Origin of the sequence: Amycolatopsis sp. WAC 04182, from assembly GCF_003947465.1 — a bacterium.
In the GTDB taxonomy this organism is placed as follows: Bacteria; Actinomycetota; Actinomycetes; order Mycobacteriales; family Pseudonocardiaceae; genus Amycolatopsis.
Genome location: NZ_QHJJ01000004.1, coordinates 814,421 through 831,750 on the forward strand (window position 1 = coordinate 814,421; position 17,330 = coordinate 831,750).

The 17,330-nt window shown below is 66.0% G+C and carries 24 protein-coding genes; 10 read left to right on the forward strand and 14 right to left on the reverse strand.

Annotated elements, in window-relative coordinates; genetic code table 11:
- Positions 1–2: 2 nt before the first annotated feature.
- The 6 genes from DMH01_RS24115 to mug all read right to left on the reverse strand — a co-directional run bounded on the left by DMH01_RS24115 (position 3) and on the right by mug (position 5,126).
- A complete protein-coding gene (locus DMH01_RS24115) occupies positions 3–719 on the reverse strand; it encodes a leucine-rich repeat domain-containing protein (protein WP_125679495.1) in 717 nt (238 codons plus the stop codon).
- A 21-nt stretch (positions 720–740) separates the two neighbouring features.
- Entirely contained in the window at positions 741–1,037 is a 297-nt protein-coding gene (locus tag DMH01_RS24120; protein ID WP_037307283.1) for a GlsB/YeaQ/YmgE family stress response membrane protein, read from the reverse strand.
- Positions 1,038–1,108: 71 nt separating this feature from the next.
- The gene (locus DMH01_RS24125) at positions 1,109–1,384 is read right to left on the reverse strand and encodes a GlsB/YeaQ/YmgE family stress response membrane protein (RefSeq protein WP_125679496.1); all 276 of its coding nucleotides are present in this window, start codon (positions 1,382–1,384) and stop codon (positions 1,109–1,111) included.
- A 123-nt stretch (positions 1,385–1,507) separates the two neighbouring features.
- Positions 1,508–3,352 (reverse strand): acyl-CoA dehydrogenase, encoded by a 1,845-nt coding sequence (locus DMH01_RS24130; protein ID WP_125679497.1) that lies wholly within the window; start codon positions 3,350–3,352, stop codon positions 1,508–1,510.
- 139 nt (positions 3,353–3,491) lie between these two features.
- A complete protein-coding gene (locus DMH01_RS24135) occupies positions 3,492–4,292 on the reverse strand; it encodes a response regulator transcription factor (protein WP_125679498.1) in 801 nt (266 codons plus the stop codon).
- A gap of 282 nt (positions 4,293–4,574) precedes the next feature.
- Positions 4,575–5,126 carry a G/U mismatch-specific DNA glycosylase gene (gene mug / locus DMH01_RS24140; RefSeq protein WP_125679499.1) on the reverse strand — a complete coding sequence of 184 codons (552 nt, stop codon included), beginning with the start codon at positions 5,124–5,126 and terminating at the stop codon, positions 4,575–4,577.
- 1 nt (position 5,127) lies between these two features.
- Between mug and DMH01_RS24145 the strand changes: the two genes are divergently transcribed.
- Together DMH01_RS24145 and DMH01_RS43070 are read left to right on the forward strand one after the other, a co-directional pair.
- Entirely contained in the window at positions 5,128–5,808 is a 681-nt protein-coding gene (locus tag DMH01_RS24145; protein ID WP_233621649.1) for a bifunctional 2-polyprenyl-6-hydroxyphenol methylase/3-demethylubiquinol 3-O-methyltransferase UbiG, read from the forward strand.
- Between the two features lie 97 nt (positions 5,809–5,905).
- Entirely contained in the window at positions 5,906–6,082 is a 177-nt protein-coding gene (locus DMH01_RS43070) for a hypothetical protein (RefSeq protein WP_199745606.1), read from the forward strand.
- Here DMH01_RS43070 and DMH01_RS24150 read toward each other — a convergent pair.
- Complete coding sequence (locus DMH01_RS24150; RefSeq protein ID WP_125679500.1) at positions 6,023–6,670, reverse strand: VanZ family protein; 648 nt, start codon at positions 6,668–6,670, stop codon at positions 6,023–6,025. The two genes, DMH01_RS43070 and DMH01_RS24150, sit on opposite strands and share 60 nt — an antisense overlap.
- A 150-nt stretch (positions 6,671–6,820) precedes the next feature.
- Between DMH01_RS24150 and DMH01_RS24155 the strand changes: the two genes are divergently transcribed.
- The 3 genes from DMH01_RS24155 (at position 6,821) to DMH01_RS24165 (ending at position 9,514) form a co-directional block, all read left to right on the forward strand.
- Positions 6,821–7,297, forward strand: coding sequence for a GNAT family N-acetyltransferase (locus DMH01_RS24155; RefSeq protein ID WP_125679501.1), 477 nt, complete (start codon positions 6,821–6,823; stop codon positions 7,295–7,297).
- Positions 7,298–7,380: 83 nt separating this feature from the next.
- Entirely contained in the window at positions 7,381–9,066 is a 1,686-nt protein-coding gene (locus DMH01_RS24160) for a bifunctional UDP-sugar hydrolase/5'-nucleotidase (RefSeq protein WP_125679502.1), read from the forward strand.
- 109 nt (positions 9,067–9,175) lie between these two features.
- Positions 9,176–9,514 carry an MmcQ/YjbR family DNA-binding protein gene (locus DMH01_RS24165; protein WP_034314411.1) on the forward strand — a complete coding sequence of 113 codons (339 nt, stop codon included), beginning with the start codon at positions 9,176–9,178 and terminating at the stop codon, positions 9,512–9,514.
- Here the strand turns inward: DMH01_RS24165 and DMH01_RS24170 are convergent.
- Together DMH01_RS24170 and DMH01_RS24175 are read right to left on the reverse strand one after the other, a co-directional pair.
- On the reverse strand, positions 9,511–10,038 hold the full coding sequence (locus tag DMH01_RS24170; RefSeq protein ID WP_125679503.1) for a GNAT family N-acetyltransferase: 528 nt from the start codon (positions 10,036–10,038) through the stop codon (positions 9,511–9,513). The genes DMH01_RS24165 and DMH01_RS24170 overlap by 4 nt on opposite strands.
- A gap of 34 nt (positions 10,039–10,072) precedes the next feature.
- Complete coding sequence (locus DMH01_RS24175; RefSeq protein WP_125679504.1) at positions 10,073–10,465, reverse strand: pyridoxamine 5'-phosphate oxidase family protein; 393 nt, start codon at positions 10,463–10,465, stop codon at positions 10,073–10,075.
- 36 nt (positions 10,466–10,501) lie between these two features.
- Here DMH01_RS24175 and DMH01_RS24180 point away from each other — a divergent pair, with 36 nt between their 5' ends.
- Positions 10,502–10,903, forward strand: a complete 402-nt coding sequence (locus DMH01_RS24180) for a DUF4279 domain-containing protein (protein WP_125679505.1) — start codon at positions 10,502–10,504, stop codon at positions 10,901–10,903.
- 85 nt (positions 10,904–10,988) lie between these two features.
- A complete protein-coding gene (locus DMH01_RS24185) occupies positions 10,989–11,642 on the forward strand; it encodes a hypothetical protein (RefSeq protein WP_125679506.1) in 654 nt (217 codons plus the stop codon).
- Here DMH01_RS24185 and DMH01_RS24190 read toward each other — a convergent pair.
- The 3 genes from DMH01_RS24190 to DMH01_RS24200 are packed head-to-tail and all read right to left on the reverse strand — an operon-like array spanning position 11,639 to position 13,037.
- The gene (locus tag DMH01_RS24190) at positions 11,639–11,944 is read right to left on the reverse strand and encodes a hypothetical protein (RefSeq protein ID WP_125679507.1); all 306 of its coding nucleotides are present in this window, start codon (positions 11,942–11,944) and stop codon (positions 11,639–11,641) included. The two genes, DMH01_RS24185 and DMH01_RS24190, sit on opposite strands and share 4 nt — an antisense overlap.
- Before the next feature lie 56 nt (positions 11,945–12,000).
- Positions 12,001–12,498: a GNAT family N-acetyltransferase gene (locus DMH01_RS24195; RefSeq protein WP_125679508.1), complete on the reverse strand. Its 498-nt coding sequence runs from the start codon at positions 12,496–12,498 to the stop codon at positions 12,001–12,003.
- Positions 12,499–12,512: 14 nt separating this feature from the next.
- Positions 12,513–13,037: a hypothetical protein gene (locus tag DMH01_RS24200; protein ID WP_125679509.1), complete on the reverse strand. Its 525-nt coding sequence runs from the start codon at positions 13,035–13,037 to the stop codon at positions 12,513–12,515.
- A gap of 945 nt (positions 13,038–13,982) precedes the next feature.
- Between DMH01_RS24200 and DMH01_RS24210 the strand changes: the two genes are divergently transcribed.
- Positions 13,983–14,531, forward strand: a complete 549-nt coding sequence (locus tag DMH01_RS24210) for a hypothetical protein (RefSeq protein WP_125679511.1) — start codon at positions 13,983–13,985, stop codon at positions 14,529–14,531.
- Positions 14,524–14,913 (forward strand): hypothetical protein, encoded by a 390-nt coding sequence (locus DMH01_RS24215; RefSeq protein ID WP_125679512.1) that lies wholly within the window; start codon positions 14,524–14,526, stop codon positions 14,911–14,913. The genes DMH01_RS24210 and DMH01_RS24215 overlap by 8 nt, the downstream gene beginning before the upstream one ends.
- Before the next feature lie 305 nt (positions 14,914–15,218).
- Here DMH01_RS24215 and DMH01_RS24220 read toward each other — a convergent pair whose 3' ends face one another.
- On the reverse strand, positions 15,219–15,881 hold the full coding sequence (locus tag DMH01_RS24220; RefSeq protein WP_125679513.1) for a YdcF family protein: 663 nt from the start codon (positions 15,879–15,881) through the stop codon (positions 15,219–15,221).
- 14 nt (positions 15,882–15,895) lie between these two features.
- On the reverse strand, positions 15,896–16,663 hold the full coding sequence (locus DMH01_RS24225; RefSeq protein ID WP_073845835.1) for a GntR family transcriptional regulator: 768 nt from the start codon (positions 16,661–16,663) through the stop codon (positions 15,896–15,898).
- A gap of 168 nt (positions 16,664–16,831) precedes the next feature.
- On the opposite strand from DMH01_RS24225, the gene DMH01_RS24230 reads away from it, so the two are divergent.
- Positions 16,832–17,293: a hypothetical protein gene (locus tag DMH01_RS24230; protein ID WP_101611406.1), complete on the forward strand. Its 462-nt coding sequence runs from the start codon at positions 16,832–16,834 to the stop codon at positions 17,291–17,293.
- Positions 17,294–17,330 lie beyond the last annotated feature (37 nt).

The following is a 17,330-nucleotide window of genomic DNA, read 5'->3' on the forward strand; positions in this document are numbered from 1 at the left end:
CCTTATCGCAGCACCATGCAGCCGCGCGCCTCGAAGTCCGCGAGCCACGACGGCTCCCGCAACTCCTTGTTCCAGCGCAGATCCAGTTTGTCCAATTTGGACAGCCGGGCGATGGACGACGGCAGCGAAGTGAGCTTGTTCTCGCGCAGATCCAGCTGACGCAGCTCGCTCAACTCCCCGATGGAGGACGGCAAGGAAGTCAGCAGATTCTTCCGCAGATGCAGCTCGCGTAACGCGGAAAGCGTCCCGATCGACTCCGGCAGTTCGGTCAATCCGTTGCCGTACAAGCGGAATTCGCGCAACGAGGCCAGCCCGGAGAGATCTTCCGGAAGGGTGGGGATGCGATTGTCCGTGCAGCCCAGGTATTTCAGCCGTCCGAGCGAACAGAGCGCGGCGGGGAATTCGGTGAGCCGGTTGTCGCTCACGTAGAGGTATTCGGTCAGCCCGGGGAGTTCGCCGAGTTCGTCCGGCAGGGCCGGAAGCTCGTTGTGCCCCAGATCCAGGGTGTGCAGATTCCGCAGGGCGCCGATCGAAGGCGGGACGGTGGTCAGCCGGTTGGCGGCGAGATTCAGCACGCGGAGCCCGGTCAGCGACCACAGCTCGTCCGGAACGGACGTCAGCCGGTTGTCGTACAGGTCCAGATGCTCCAGCGAGGAGGGGAGGGAGGTGCCGGGCAGGGAGGTCAGCCCCTGGCCACTGAGATCGAGTCGAGTGGTCACAGGGGCCGACCGTAGCCCTGATCAGGTGACGGCGCGGTGCCCGCCGCCCTTGACCTTCGCATAGATGGCGGCCGCGGCGATGACGCCGACGACAGCCGCGCCGACCTGGAAGGCATGCCGGATCCAGTCGATGCCCGGGGTGTCACGGACACCGAACACGCCGGCCAGCCAGTTGCCGATGAAGGCGGCGATGATGCCGACCACGATCGTCAGCCACATCGGGATCTTCTGATCGCCGGACGCCAGCATCCGGCCGATGACACCGAGGATCAGCCCGACCACGATCGTGGTGATGATGCCCCAAAGGCCACCCAACATGGTTCCTCCTTCGCTGGAGATCGATGAGCCCACGGTGACACCGATTCGGGCTCATCGCGCCTCAAGACCCCTTACCGGGTGACACCGCGGCGTCCGTAGAGGTTCGCGGCCAGGGTCACCCCGATCCCGGCGAGGACGATCTGGGTGATGAGTTCGAGCCAGTCGAAGCCCTTCGTGTCCGCGTAGCCGAGTCCACGGGCGATCGCCGTTCCGATGAAGGCGGCGACGATACCGACGACGATGGTCAGCCAGATCGGGATGGACTGCTTGCCGGGGGCGAAGAACCTGCCGAGCACCCCGAGGATCAAACCGACCACGATCGCCGTGATGATGCCGGTGACTGTCATTGAGACTCCTTTGCCGAGGTCTCCGCCCGGAGGCGGACTCAGCACGGTGATGCCCGCCCGAAACCCCCTCGAAACCAGAAAGGCCCTCTCCGCGGGGGAGAGGGCCTTTCGTCACGAAACCGTTTAGAACGCGGCTTCGGAGATCTCCATGAGGCTGTTGTCCGCGGCCTCGACGATCGCGCGGCGCGACGTCAGCTCCGGCAGCACGCTCTTGGCGAAGAACGACGCCACGGCGAGCTTGCCCTCGTAGAACGGGACGTCCTTCGCGGACGCGCCCGCGTCGAGCTTGCCGATGGCGACCTCGGCGTGCTTGATGAGCTGCCAGCCGATGAGCAGGTCGCCGACCGACATCAGCAGGCGGACCGTGTGCTGGCCGACCTTGTTGATGTTCTGCGGGTCTTCCTGCGACGAGGTCAGGTAGCCGATCAGCGAGCCGAGCATGCCCTGGGTGTCTTCCAGCGCCTGCTTGAGCAAGGAGCGCTCGTTCTTGAGCCGCCCGTTGCCGATCTCCGACTCGATGGTCTTCGTGATCTCCCCGGCGACGTAGGCCAGCGAAGCGCCCTTGTCGCGGACGATCTTGCGGAAGAAGAAGTCCAGCGACTGGATGGCCGTGGTGCCTTCGTACAGCGAGTCGATCTTCGCGTCACGGATGTACTGCTCGATCGGGTAGTCCTGCAGGAAGCCCGACCCGCCGAGGGTCTGCAGCGACTGCACGAGCTGCTCGGTCGCGCGCTCGGAGCCGACACCCTTGACGATGGGCAGCAGCAGGTCGTTGACGCCGTGCGCGATCTTCTGCGAAGCCTCGTCGCCCTCGCCGGTCCACACCTGGTCCTGGAAGGTCGCGGTGTAGAGGTACACCGCGCGCAGGCCCTCGGCGTACGCCTTCTGCAGCATCAGCGAGCGGCGGACGTCCGGGTGGTGGGTGATGGTGACGCGCGGCGCCGCCTTGTTCAGCATGTTCGGCAGGTCGGCGCCCTGGACGCGCTCCTTGGCGTACTCGAGCGCGTTGAGGTAACCGGTCGACAGCGTCGCGATGGCCTTCGTGCCGACCATCATGCGGGCGTACTCGATGACCTGGAACATCTGCGCGATGCCGTCGTGCACCTCGCCGAGCAGCCAGCCCTTGGCGGGGGTGCCGTGCTGGCCGAAGGTCAGCTCGCAGGTGGTGGAGGCCTTGATGCCCATCTTGTGCTCGACGTTGGTGACGAAGGCGCCGTTGCGCTCGCCCAGCTCACCGGTCTCGCCGTCGAAGTGGAACTTCGGCACGAGGAAGAGCGAAAGGCCCTTGGTGCCGGGGCGGGTCTCGATGCCGGGGCCCTCGGGACGGGCCAGCACCAGGTGCATGATGTTCTCGACCATGTCGTTCTCGGCCGAGGTGATGAACCGCTTCACGCCGTCGATGTGCCAGGAGCCGTCCTCCTGCTTGACGGCCTTGGCGCGGCCCGCGCCGACGTCGGAACCGGCGTCGGGCTCGGTGAGCACCATGGTGGCGCCCCAGCCGCGGTCGATCATGATCTGCGCCCAGCGCTTCTGCTCGTCGGTGCCGTTCTTGTCGACGATGCCGGCGAAGTTCGGGCCCGCCATGTACATGAACAGCGGCGCGTTGGCACCGAGGATCAGCTCGGCCGCGGCCCACTGCACGGTCGGGGGCAGGCCGAAGCCGCCCAGCTCGTTCGGCAGGCCCAGCCGCCACCATTCGCCGTCCATCAGCGCCTGGTAGCTCTTCTTGAACGACTCGGGGATCTTCACCGAGAAGGTCTTCGGGTCGTACACCGGCGGATTGCGGTCCGCGTCGGCGTACGAGTCGGCGAGGGGACCGGAAGCGAGCTTGTTCAGCTCGGTCAGCACGCCGCGGGCGGTCTCCTCGTCGGATTCCGCGAGGACGCCCTTGCCGAGGCGGTCCTGCACGCCGAGTACCTCGAAGAGGTTGAACTCCAGGTCTCGGACGTTGCTCTTGTAGTGGCCCATTTCGTCACTCCAATGTGTTCGGCTCCCCGGCCGGGCACACGTCCCCTACTCGCCGGTAACTTCAGGATATTACCTGTGGGTAACCGGCGGCAAGTGAATGGCCACTGTTGTGATGTGTAAATCAGCAATACGGGGGGTCTCAGCGCGAAGACGGCGCGATCGAAGTAGCCGCCGGCGTCTCGACCGGCGTGTGCGCGTCGTCGGGGTTCGTGACCAGGATGCCGGAGCGGAACGCGATCGTCACCGCGTGTGTCCGGTCGCGGGCGGAAAGCTTGCGCAGGATGCTCTTGACGTGCGTCCGCACGGTTTCCACGGACAGGAACAGGATCTTCGCGATCCCGGAGTTCTCCAGCCCCTCCGCCACCAGCTGCAGGACCTGGTACTCGCGGCGGGACAGCGGCATCAGGCCGCGCGCGGTCGCCGGTTTGGGGGCGTCGCCCGGCTTCGGGAGCACGGGCTGGCGTTTCGGCCGCGCGGTCAGCGCCGCCAGCGTCGGATCGATGTAGCGGCGGTCGCTGTGCGCGCGCCGGATCGCCTCGGTCAGATGCCGCCCGTCGGTCGCCCGCGGCACGATCGCGTGCACGCCGGCCGCGATCGCCGCGGCGAGGTACTGCTGCGTGCGGTTCGTGTCCCTGATCATCGTGATGATGACCAGCGCCGGGTCGCCGCCGCTGAGCAGGCGGGACAGGTGGCAGTTCGGGTCGAGCGCCGAATCCAGCACGATGACGTCCGGTTTGAGCTGTTCGCACAGTTGGAGCGCCGCGTGATGGCTGGTCGCGTGCCCGAGCCACTGCAGGCCCGGCGTGCGATGGACCAGTGAGCTCAGGCCCTCGCAGAAGATCGGGATCGGATCGACGGCGGCCACGCCGAGTCCGCGGCCGCCTGGTGACAGTCCGCCAGGCCTGCCGGCCTGCGTTCGGTTCGGCTCGATGCTTCGCATCACGGACCCCTCCGTTTTCCTGCCCGCCATCTCCGAACGAGAGGACCCGTGAGTCCATTCGGTGACCACCGCCCCCCGGCGTGGTCACCCTCGTCAACCGGTCCCCCCTGCGGGACCGGACAGAGATGACACCTCGTAACTATTACGAGTCAGTAGGTCGGAGCACGTGACGCGATATCCCCCTCATAGATGTATCGCTCCGTCGCGGCAAACTCTGCGTACCAGCTGGTGGTGGATCTCTTGCTCGAATGAGCGCGCCGAGGGGAGAACCTGACCAGTTCGCTACTCAGAGTGGACTTCGGCGCGTAGGCGGCCGAATTCGTCTCCTAGCGCCGCGGGCGTCCAATGCGCGTTCAGCCCGCTGGGATTGGGCAGGACCCAGACCCGTGCCCCGCCGATCTCGCCGTTCTGCGGGCCGATCTTCGCCTTCGGCAGCCCGAACGCCGTCCGGAAGGCCGTGATCCCGACCACGGCGAGCCAGTGTGGCCGGTATTCGGCGACCCTCGCCGCGAGGAGGCGCCCGCCTTCGCGGAATTCTTCCGGCGTCAGCTCGTCGGCCCGCGCCGTCGTCCGCGCGACGACGTTCGTGATGCCCAGGCCGAGGCCGAGCAGTTCGTGCTGCTCACTGGGATCGAGCAGGCGCGGGGTGAAGCCGCCGCGGTGCAGTGCCGGCCAGAACCGGTTCCCCGGCCTGGCGAAGTGCAGGCCGAGCGCGCCCGAGTAGAGACCGGGGTTGATCCCGCAGAACAGCACGTCCAGGTCGGGCGCGATGACGTCGTCGATGGTCTTGCCGTAGGCGGCGGCCAGGTCGTCCTTGGTCGGTTTGGTCCTCACCGTGCCAGTTTCCGGCACGCTGGCGGGTATGGAGCAGGGGGCGTTCACGGCCGACGGCTGTCCGGTCGAGGTCTACCGGCTGCTGCCGCCCGGCGACGAGCCGGGGACGGTGCACGCGGCGATCCCGGAAGGCGCCTCGATCCTGGAGCTCGGCAGCGGCGTCGGGCGGATCACGCACGCGTTGCTGGACCTGGGTCATCCGGTGGTCGCGGTGGACGACTCGCCGGAGATGCTCGCGCACGTCCGCGCGGACAAGGTGTGTTCGAAGATCGAAGAACTGCGGCTCGGCCGTGTCTTCGACGCGGTACTGCTGGGCAGCCACCTGGTCAACACCGCCTCCGCGGTCGATCGCGAGGCCTTCCTGGCCACCGCTCGCGCCCATGTCGCGCCCGGTGGCCGGGTGCTCGTCGAGTGGCATCCGCCGGAGTGGTTCGACTCGGTCCGTGAAGCCCAGGGCGGCAGGCTCGGTGAGGTCGACGTCCGGCTCGAACGCGTCGTCCGTGACGGTGACCTGCTGTCGGCCGTCGTGCGGTACTCGGCGGCGGACCGGTCGTGGAGCCAGCCCTTCACCTGCCGCCGTCTGGACTCAGCGGCACTGAACGCCGCCCTGACCAGGGCCGCCCTGGTCTTCGAGCGCTGGTGCACCGCCGACCGGACCTGGTTCTCGGCGACGCCCGCGTGACCTGGGACACCCACTTTCGTCTCAAGGGGTGGTCAAGTCACCACGATGTGCGTACTGTTTGTGATCTCGCACACAAGGTCGTCTTCGAGGAGGCGTTTTGCAGCTCTCGCTCATCCTCGGCCTGGTCGCGTTGATCTTCGTCGTGGCCACCGTGCTGGTGATCGCGGAAGACCGGCGGGCCGCACGGCGTGCGGCCCAGCGACGGCAGGCGAGGCTAGCGGACCTGGGCGAGGTCGACCCGCTCGCCACGCAGCGGCTGCATCTCGACCATTGAGGGAGCGGGCTTCCGCACGAGGCTGAGCAGCAGCGCCCCGGCGATCCAGCCGAGCATCGCGCCACCGGTGTTGTTGAGCAGATCGTCGACGTCGAAGATCCGGTAGACGTAAGGCGCGGTGCCGAAGTTCGCGGTCAGCTGCGTGATCTCGATCAGGAGCGACGCGGCGAGCCCGATCAGCGTCGTGCCGATGAGGCCGCGCTTCCAGAGAGTCCTGGCGAAGAAGCCGAGCGGGACGAACAGCAGCACGTTCATGGTGGCCTGCTGGAAGGTCTGGGTGGTGAACCAGTCGGCCGCCGGCAGCCCGTGCTTGAGCAGTTCGGTGTGGATGTCGGCGATCCACTGGAACGGGTGCAGCTGCACGGTCTGGCTCAGCCGGTTGAGGCCGGGGCCGGGCAGCGGCAGGAAGGTCACCGCGAGCGTCATGCTGACGTAGAGCAGCACGGCGGCCATGGTCAGGACAGGACGAAGCCGCACCCGGCCGTGCCGCGCGTGCAGGACGATCAGCTGCGGGATCAGCACCGTCGCCCAGAGCGCGAAGAAGCCGATCAAGCCGTACTGCAGGGCGGTGACCTGTGCGTTCGTCATGACCACGACGTTATGGATCAGGCGGGTGCCGCCACTTCGGTCGAAGAGCCGCCGCCGACGGGGCCGGATCGGCCGAGTGGCCGACCCCGATCTTGGCCGATCGGCGATATTCATTCCCTGCTTCGCCGTCGGACGTGGGATTCTGCCCGGATGGTGCTCGTTCGACGGCTCATCCCCGCGGACCTCGACGTCTTCCGTGAGATCCGCCTGCGTGCCCTGACGGACACGCCGGAGAACTACGGCTCGATCGCCGCGGCGGAACGCGCGCAATCCGACGAGGAGTGGCTCGAGAAGCTGGCCGGGGACGCCTGGTTCGCCGCCTTCGACGACGGGCGTCCGGTGGGTCTCGTCGCCGGACGGGCGCGGGACGACGGCTGGATCCTCTACTCGATGTGGGTCGCGCCCGAAGCCCGCCGCCGGGGATTGGGCGCCAAGCTGATGGGCGAAGTGCGGGCGGCCGCCGAAGACGACGGTGCGCGCGAGGTGTGGCTGCACGTCGCGGAGGACAACGACCAAGCGCGGCGGCTGTATTTGAAACTCGGTTTCATCGCGACGGGTGAACTGGAGCCGATGCCGAACGACGTCACTCGCCGGCGCGAACGTCTCTATCTGCCCGTCACCATGTGACGTTTGCCTATCGTCCTGCTTTCTGCCCTGGTGAAGGTCAAATCCGCAAGGCAGACTCCTCCGCCGTGCGAATCGGAGGAAGCATGAAACTCTCTACCCGGCTGGCCGTGGTCGCCGGCGCCGCGCTGACCGCGCTGGCCGCCGTCGCCGCGCCCGCTTCCGCCACGTCGGCGACCACCGACGTCCGGCTGATCACGTTCAACGACCTGCACGGCAACCTCGAACCGCCGTCCGGTTCGAGCGGCCGCGTCACCCTGCCCGACGGAACGACCGTCAACGCGGGCGGCGCCGCCTACCTCGCGACGCACCTGAAGAAGCTTCGCGGCGAAGTGCGTAACTCGGTCGTCCTGTCGGCAGGTGACAGCATCGGCGCGTCGCCGGTGATCTCGGCGCTGTTCCACGACGAGCCGACCGTCGCACTGTTGAACCAGCTCGGTGTCGAGGCTTCCGTGGTGGGCAACCACGAATTCGACGAGGGCCTCAAGGAACTCCGCCGGATGCAGAACGGCGGCTGTCACCCGACCGACGGCTGCCAGTTCCGCGAGTCCTTCAAGGGCGCGAACTTCCCCTTCCTCGGGTCCAATGTGTACTACGAGAACGGCTTCCCCGCGTTGCTGCCGTTCAACGTCGAGTTCTCCGGCGGCGTCCCGATCGGCGTCATCGGCGCGACGCTGAAGGATCTGCCGCAGGTCGTCACCCCGGAGGCGATCAAGGGCCTGAAGTTCGGCGAAGAGGTCCAGGCCATCGACCGCACCGCCAAGCTGCTCGACCTGTTCGGGGTCAAGGCGCAGGTCGTGCTGCTGCACCAGGGCGACAACTCCGAGACCGCCGGTCCGGACGAATGCAGGGTCAAGCCGGGAGCGGCGACCGCCATCGCGCAGCAGGTGACGTCCACAGTGGACGCCATCTTCACCGGGCACAGCCACCAGCAGTACAACTGCGTGATCAACGACCCCGACGGCAAACCTCGCCCGGTGATCCAGGGCGCGTCGTTCGGCCGTCTGCTGTCGGTCGTCGACCTGAAGATCGACCGCCGCACCCTCGACGTCGTCCGTGGCGAAACCCAGGCGCACAACCAGATCGTCACCCGCGACGTCAAGCCCGACCGCGCCGTGCAGGACCTGATCGACGAGGCCAAGACCAAGGCCGCGCCGATCGCGAACAAGGCCGTCGGCACCATCACCGCGGACCTGTCCGCCAAGGGCACCCCCTCCGGTGAATCGCCGCTCGGCGACGTCATCGCGGACGCTCAGCTCGAAGCCACGAAGTCGAACGGCGCGCAGATCGCGATGACGAACCCGGGCGGGATCCGCACGGACTTCACCCACGAGTCGTCGCCCGCCGGCGAAGGCGACGGTGTCGTGACCTACGGCGAGGCGTTCGCCGTGCAGCCGTTCGCGAACATCATGCAGACCATCACGCTCACCGGGGCGGACCTGAAGAACGTCCTCGAACAGCAGTGGCAGGCCAACGGGGTCGTGCGGATCCTGCAGATCTCGAAGTCGCTGAAGTACTCGTACTCGGCGTCGGCGGCCCAGGGGTCACGCGTCTCGAACCTGACGCTCGACGGCACGCCGATCGACCCGGCGGCGTCGTACCGCGTTTCGGTGAACAACTTCCTCGCCGCCGGCGGGGACGGCTTCACCGAGTTCACAAAGGGGACCAACCTGTTGGGTGGTCCGGTGGACCTGGACGCGCTGATCGCGTACTTCGGGGCGCACCCCGGTATCGCGCCGCCCGCCGCGGACCGGATCACCGCTCTTCCGTAGCCCTCACGAGTGCCAGGAAAGGTCCCTTCCTTGCGAAATTTGCGAGGAAGGGACCTTTCCTGGCGTCTGCGGGGTGGTTTTGTCAGTGACCCAGGGCACAATGGCCGCCATGACGACCTGGCAAGAAGTCGTGGAACTGGCGGGCAGGCTGCCCGAGGTCGAGGAGTCCACTTCGTACCGCACGCCGTCGCTCAAGGTCGCGGGCAAGAGCTTCGCCCGGCTGCGCACCGAGGCCGAGGGTGGGCTGATGCTGCTGTGCGAGCACGCGGAGAAGGAGGCGCTGCTGGCCTCCGGCGACCCCGCGTACTTCACCACGCCGCATTACGACGGCTATGGCGCGATCCTCGTCGACCTGGAGAAGGTCGAGAAGACACAGCTGCGCGAACTCATCGAGGAGGCCTGGCGGATGAAGGCACCCGCCAGGCTCACGAAAGGACTGAACGACTAGCGGAGTTCCCCTTCGAGCAGGCTCATCAGGTACTCGTCGTGCCACTCGCCGTTCTGCCCGCGGAACGACTGCCGGTGCCTGCCGTCCACCTGGAACCCGAGCTTCTTGTAGATGTGGATCGCGGCCTCGTTGTCGACCACGACCCACAGTGCGATCATGTGCAGCCGCATCATGTCGAAGCCGTAGCGGCAGAGCGTGCGCATGGCGTCGGTGCCGTACCCGCCGCCCCAGTGGTCCTTCTCGCCGAGATAGATGTCGAGTTCCGCGCGGCCCTGCTCCGGGGTGGCGTCGCGCAGGGTGCAGGTGCCGATCAACGAGCCGACGGCCAGACTTTCGATCGCGAAGTTCACCTGGCTGAAGTTGTTGGGCTTCTGGCGGGCGAAGCGCTCGCGGATCTGGGCGAGGGATTCCGGGTGGTCCGCGGGCAGCCAGCGCGTGACCTCCGGGTCGTTGTGCCAGCGCCACAGCGTGTCCGCGTCCTCGGGTTCCAGCGGGCGCAAGCGGATCAGTTCACCGGTCAGCATCGTCCATCCCAAGATCGGTATCGGACTTTCCAGACTATTGGGCGACACCCGCGAGCAGCCACCGCTTAACGGGGACTTCCAGCAGCACCCTGGCGCCGAACGGCTCGATCTCCTCGCCCGCCGCCCAGCCGTCGTACTTCGCCGCCAGGGCCGCAAGGATGTCTTCGCGCAAAGCCCCTCGATGGACGCGCCCCATGCCTTCGGCGACTGCGGGAGCGTCGCCGTCCTCGAGCGCCAGGCTGACCCGCGGATCGCCGTCGATGTTGCGCACCTTGACGTTCCGCTCGCCGCTCCCGATCCAGAAGACGTCGTCGAGGTACACGAACCACACCGGCGTGACGTGCGGCGAACCGTCCGCGCGGAGCGTGCAGAACCAGACGTTGCGCTCCCGCGCGAGCCGTTCGATAAGCGATTGATCACGTTTCACCTGGTCAGCCTGCCCGAAAGCTAGGGTGCCGGGCGTATGAAGGTCCACCAGTACTGCTACTTCGCCTTGAAGAGCGAAACCGTGTCCGCCGCGGAGATCACCGCGCGGCTCGGCATGGCGCCCGACGAGGTCCTGGTACTGGGTTCGCGGTCCGCCGAACACCGGTTGCCGCGGATGCACGCCTGGAAGGTGACGCACCGCGGTTCGGAACCGGTCGACGACCAGATCGAGAGCGTGATCGGCAGGCTCGCCCCGGTCCGCCCGGAGATCCGGAAACTGGTGGACGAAGGCGCCAGCGCGGTGCTGCAGGTCGTGCGGTACTTCCATCACCGTGACGGCGGCGAGGAATTCGGCTGGCACCTGTCGCCCGCCGTGCTCGCGTTCCTCACCGAAGCCGCCGCCGCGCTCGATGTCGACGAGTACGACCTCAGCGAATGAGCTTCCGCCGGTCCGGTGCGCGGCGGGAACCCCGAAGATGGTGGGATGGTGCCCCACAGCCGGACAACCCCGTTGGGAGCCCAGCATGTCGAGCGAGAACTGGCCGCTGAGTCAGGATCCCGAGTCGCCGGTGATCATCTCCCGGTCGCTGGTGGACGACCCGTCGAACCTCGCGTTCGTCGTACTGGACGACGACGGTGACTGGTTCATCAGCGACGGCAACGAGTTCTCCGAGGACATGGAGGAGAACAAGGACGCGTTCGGCGCGCTGCCGCTGCGGGAAGCGGTGGAGCTCATCCCCGAACTCGCCGTGCTCGCCGGCCTCCCCACCGGCATGGCCGCCGACTGGGATCCGGAGCGGCGCTCGTGGCTGCTGAGTTCGGTCGCCGACTCGGACGACGACGAGGAAGACCTCCTGGTGCGCGCCGCCCGTCTCGCCGCGTGGACGCATCCGGGCTCGCCGCTGGAGGAAGTCCACGTGAGCACCGAACTCGCCGAGATCTCCACCGACCCCGCCGCCCCGGCCCGTGCCGTGCGCCAGGTCGTCCGCGAGGCCGACGGCAGCTGGCTGCTCGTCGGCTTCCAGGTGCCGGAGAACGAGGACTTCGAAGTCGAAGCCCTCGAAATGGAGCACGCCGTCACGCTGTACCCGGACGTCGCCCTGGTGCTGAGCGCCGCACCCGGCCAGGTGTACGACCGGCCGAGCGCCGACGCCCCCTGGGAACTCGTCGAAGGCTAGAGGCAACGCAGCCAGACGGCGTGGCGCCACGACATCCCGTCGGCTCGGACATCGACGACGCCGAGCTGGACGTGGGTGGCGGCCATGGTGTTCGTGCCGACACAAGTGGGCCCCGATGAGCCGTCACGCCAGACGTTGTCGGCGCTGGTCCACCGGGCGCCCGCGAGGATGAAGCCGTTGCCCTTCGAGTTGCCGTCCGGTGTCTCGGTGAGCCAGACCGTGTTCCCGGCCGAGTTCGGCCACGCCCAGCCTTCGAGGGTGGCCGGCCGGATATCGCGGTTCAGCAGCCAGGTCGCTGTCACGGCAACCGCCGTCGCGGCCACGACTGCCGTGACCGCGTGTCTCTTGATCGTCTCGTTCACTCTTTTCGGCCGAAGTCGCAGTACATGACGTGCAGCCCGATGCGCCCCAGCGTCGGGTGCTCGAACGCGCCCGGCACCGTGCCGACGATCTCGAACCCGAGCCGTTCGTAGATCCGGATCCCGGCCACGTTCGATTCGGCGACCGCGTTGAACTGCATCCCCGCGAAGCCCTGTTCCCTTGCCCACTGCAGAGCGTTCGCGCACAGCGCACCGCCGATGCCCTTGCCGCGAACATCCTTGTCCACCATGAAACTGGCCGTCGCCACATGCGACCCGGGCCCGCCGCGGTTCGGCCCCATCTTGGCCGTTCCGAACACGCGGCCGCCCTCGACCGCGACCACCGTCCGGCCCGGCGGTGCCGCGATCCATGTCTCGCGGGCGTCGTCCTCGCTGAGGTTCGGGTCGTAGGTGTACGTGTCCGCGGCTCGCACGACTTCGCGCACGATCGGCCAGACCCGCGCCCAGTCCTCGTCGGTGAATTCCCGGATCTCCATACCCTGCACGGTAATCAAAACCCCGCCCGGCGGTTCTGGTGCCACCGCCGGGCGAAGCCGGAAGCCAAGGCCAGCCCGGCGCCCGTCAGGGCCGCGCCGATCCAGATCATCGTCGAGCCGGATTCCCGCTCGACCCGCGTCCCCGGCGGCAGACCGTCCGCGATCCCGTCGATCTTGGTCTGGACCGAACGATGGTCGAAGACGCTCAGTCCGCCGTCTTCCGCCAACGTCGCCAGCCAGTGGCGAACGTCGTCGTTCTGCTCACGGGAGAAACCGGGGAATTCGAGCGAGGACGTCCGGAGCACGCCAGGACCCATGCACCTCAGCGGCTCCCCCGTGGACGCCTCGAGGTACTGCCCTTTCGCCCCGCATTCGTCGCCCACCGCGGCGAAAACGACGGTGTACGGCCCTGGTGCGCTGCCCGTGTTCAGGCCGACGGCGACGAAGATCCCGCCGACCAGGAGAAGCGGAAGGATCAGCGACCCCGCCAGGACGGTCAGCAACGCGACCGCCGTACTGTCGCTTGATTTCCTCCGCACGCGTCGGAAGGTAGCCGCCCGGCGAGGGGACGAGTCCCGAACCGACCGGCGCATGCCCTGACTGAGGCAGGATGGCGGTATGACCCCTGAGCCGTTTTCGCTGCGTGAGGAGGCTCGCCGCCTTCTCGACACCGTCCCCGATGAGCGGCTGCCTGCTGGGCAACCACGTCGCTGTTTTCGCACGGTCGGTGTGTTCGACGGTGAGCACGATCTCGGCCGGTCCTGCAAGGCTAGCCGGTACCGGCCGGCTAATGGCCCATTAATGGCACGCGAGGGCCGATGACCGGACAAAGCGAAAGCCCCAGGTCCTAAGTGGACATCCACTGACCTGGGGCTTTCGCTTGAGAGCGGATGACGGGAATCGAACCCGCGTATTCAGCTTGGGAACCAGGGTGATCATGCTGGAAAGTGGCTCTGACCTGCGGACGGCGCTTCCTCGGGGTGGCCGCGATTGACCGTGGTTGACCCCTCTGAATGGCCCGTTAATGGCCCAACGCGCTCCTGCCCCCACCTGCGTCTTTGTGCCTGTTCGCTCCGCTTCCCTCGCCCCTGCCATCTCTAGCACCGGGTCGGTCGTGTCAAGGCACGCTTTCCCGCCTTGATGCGGGCGACACGGTGTTAGACGCTGAGCAGCGAGGGACACCCGGTGACCACTGCCACGCGGTCAGGTGGGTCGGGTGATCTGACGTCATGCTCCATGGGTCTCCGGGGGCGGCGGCGCGCTGTGCGGTGCTGCCTCGTCGGCGGGCTCGCCCGGCGGCGCCTGCCGGAGCGGAGCGGGAGGCCGGCGTCCGCCATGGGCGAAGCCCGCCGTACGGGCGGTGACGTGCGCGCCGCCGGGGGCGGCGCCTTGATCCCATAGAGCCAAGTTCGGCAAGGCAACGTGGTGGGCGAGATGAGCATCCCTGGTGATTTCAGTCACGAGGCTCCAGGTAACATCAGCACGTGGCGAGGAAAAAGGACAGGACGCGCGGTTCTGGTTCGCGCTCGGGTTCTGGGTGGCAACGCATCCTCGGATTTTTTGCTCTGGCGCTGATTACGCTTGTGCTGGCTACCTTGACGGTCGTAGTTGGTGTTCAAGAGCCTCCAAACAAGCTGGCCGCGTCGATCATGCAGGGCATGACACTTCTTTTCGGTGTTCTAACTGCACATGTTTACGGATTGCTTTCTGCAAAAAATGCAGCTAAAGAAATGGTTCGTTTACACGCTCGAAAATCGATCCGGCGAATAGTTAACTTGCAGCAAGCGCTATTTAGACATGATCAAAAGCATTCGAGCTACCTTGATGAGCTGCAAGAAGCCTTAGTTGACGACGAGGCGGGTAAGTCGTATGTCGATTTTACTCAAGTCAAGTGGGCTATCGGCACTTTGCAGCAGTTGACCCAGGAGTTGCAGGCGACATGTCGCGATTCCCTGGAAGACTGGAAAGATATTGCTCCAGAGGAGCTGGAATCAGAGTCGGGCGTGACTCTGAAGGAGGAGCCTAATGCCTGACGTTGAAATTAATGGGTTAGTAGCGCGGGTTATTGCGTCTGACGAACTAATTATCAACCGTGGTTCTTTAGATGGCGTCACCGTAGACATGATCTTTGCGGTTGTGGATGAGCGTACTCAATCTGTAACCGATCCTGTAACCGAAGAAGATCTGGGCTCTATTGAGCGCATGAAGGCCAAAATATATATTACGGACGTTGCCGAGCGGATCGCTTTGGCAAAGTCTATGCGACGGCAATCTTTCAGGTCGATTATCGCCGCCTCGGATGCTGATGCTTCACGCCGTACGATTCTCGGTAGCAGTCAAGTTTGGCCTGAAGGGGTGCGGAGGGGGGACGAGGTTCGTTTTACGGGGAATTATGTAAAGCGTGAAGCAAAGTAGTAGTTGTGTTTTGGGTGGCTAATAGGAGAATAACCTCGTCTGCGTCTCGTTGGCCCGACCGCTCGTTGATTTATTCTGTGTATGGACCTTGGTGCGGCAAGGCCTATACACAAGAGGCTTCGGGATGCTGAATCGTCACATGGGGCGCAATGAGCGCGTTGTGTGTGCTTTCCATATAATCTCGGGTCTTGCCTGTCAGACGAGGAAATCTCTTCTGTGAATAGGCTGATGTTTACAGTCTGTTTCGCTTCGGCCGACCACGCGGAACTGGCGGCTGCCATGTAGTGCGTGAAGCGGCGCTGCCTTTAGAGCAGGCGTTCCGTGAAACCTACTCGCACCAACTGGTCGTACGCACCCTTAACGTTTTCTGGGATCATCTGTCGGACTGCGAAGCCGCGTTCGGCGTAGACGGTGATGCGCTGGGTGTCGCCGACAAGCATGTTGATGACGCGGTCCACGTCGCCGATGCTCTCGATGTACTCGTCCAGCGGGAGCGGTCGCGAAGCGCACGTGACGTCAACCTCGGGCCAAAGCTTTTTGCAGGTCGCGTAGGCGCGTCGCTGCTGGTACGGCCGTGAGATGAGGACGACCGACCCGACTTCGATTCCGTGAGAGTCCAGTAGTGCGCGAGTGAGCGTGATGTTGTCCCCGGTGTTCCGCGCCTCGGGTTCAACCAGGATGGCGTCATCCGGCACGCCCAGCTCAAGCGCATGTTCGCGGTAGTGCACCGCCTCGCCGCGCGGAAACCGTTCGACAGTCGTCGGCGCATTGGCCCCGGTGAAGACGATGAGCGGGAACATCCCGGCGTGGAACAGTTCCGCGGTGAAGGTCGCGACCCCGAGATCATGGCTGCCAAGTCCGATCCCGACATCGGCGGGCCGGAGTTCGTGGTGCATGTCGTGGTAGTCCCAGAGCGTCTGGACGTCGGCGCGGAGGTTGTCCGGCAGGGTGGTCGAACGCTCGGGCATGGGGGTCTCCGGGGTCAGTCGGGGATCTTGAAAGTGTAGGTCCAGGAGAACCGGCTTGCGGCGTGCACGCCTCGTGCGAACTCGACCACGCGGCCGTCCTCGGTGTACGTGCGGCGTTGCAGGACCATGACGGGTTCGCCTGCGGGCAGTTCGAGCTGTTCGGCCTCGTCGGGCGTCGGCATCCGCGCGTAGAAGGTCTCGGTCATGGTGTCCGGCTCAAGACCTTGCAAGGTGAGGACCAGAAACCCACCGCCTCGTCCGGCTGGGCCAGGGGTTGGGTCGACGATGGGCGTGCCTTCGACGTCGGCGGGCCGGTAGTAGCTGGTGAGCACGTGGGTGGGCTGGCCGGCGTCCTTGACCAGTCGTGCCCGCTCGTAGACCGGTGATCCGACGATGACACCGAGGGCGTCGGCGACCTCTCGGTCAGCTTCGATCTTGGCGACGGTCTGCGTCTGGTCGGTCGGCTTCCAGTCTCGGCCGGACGCTTCACGGTCTGCGACGAAGGCGACGGTATCGCCGTACTTCCACTTGCTCTTCGCGTACCGATCCTTGCCCAGGCGCTTCATGGGCGGGCGTGCACGAACGACTGTCCCGCGTCGTCTGATCGGCGTGACCAATCCTTCGGCTTCGAGGACCCCAACGGCCTTGCGAACGGTGTTGACGTTGACGTCGTACTCGTCGGCCAGCTCGTCTTGCTTGGGCAGCGTGGTGTCCGGGGCGTAGTCGCCCCGCTGGATCGCGTCTCGCAGGATCGCGGCCAGCTCTCGGTAGCCAGTGCCCACCTGGTCCTCCTTCGTCGGTCGATAACGCTAGCGGTATCACCCCATCATGGTCTACAGAGCCCGATAGAGATAGTTCTATTGACAACTGGCACGGCAAAGCGCTTAATAGAACTACCTCTAACAGATGCAAGCCCGGTAGGGCTCCAGAGACGACAGGAGACAGACGACATGGCGATTGCCAAGGGACACCGTTTCGAGATCGACTTTGATGCTGCGTTCCCGCTGGGGCTGGTGATGGTCGGAGAGGTCGCGCCGGACAATGAGTACCAGTCGCGGGAAGACCGCTCCGCAGGCCGACCTGTTCGTCAGCGGGTCGACGAAGTGACGGGCAAGCGGCAGTGGAAGGCCACGGTCACCGACCCGAGCGAGACCAACTCCAAGCGCGCGTCCTACGACGTCACGTTCCTGGCCGATGTGCAGCCAGTGCCGACCACGTCGGAGGTGCTGCCGGGTATGCGGCCGATCGAGCTGGAGGGCCTAACGGCTGAGCCGAAGGTGGCTGGTCAGGGCGAGTTCAAGTACCAGTCCTACGTATTCCGCGCGACCGGTTTCAAGGCTGCCGCATCGGGTGGCGCATCCAAGTCGGGCCGTGCCTCCAACACTGCCGAGTCCACGCCCAAGGCGGCGTGATGACGGGCCGGGTGCCTGGCAGTCAGGGCGCGGCCGT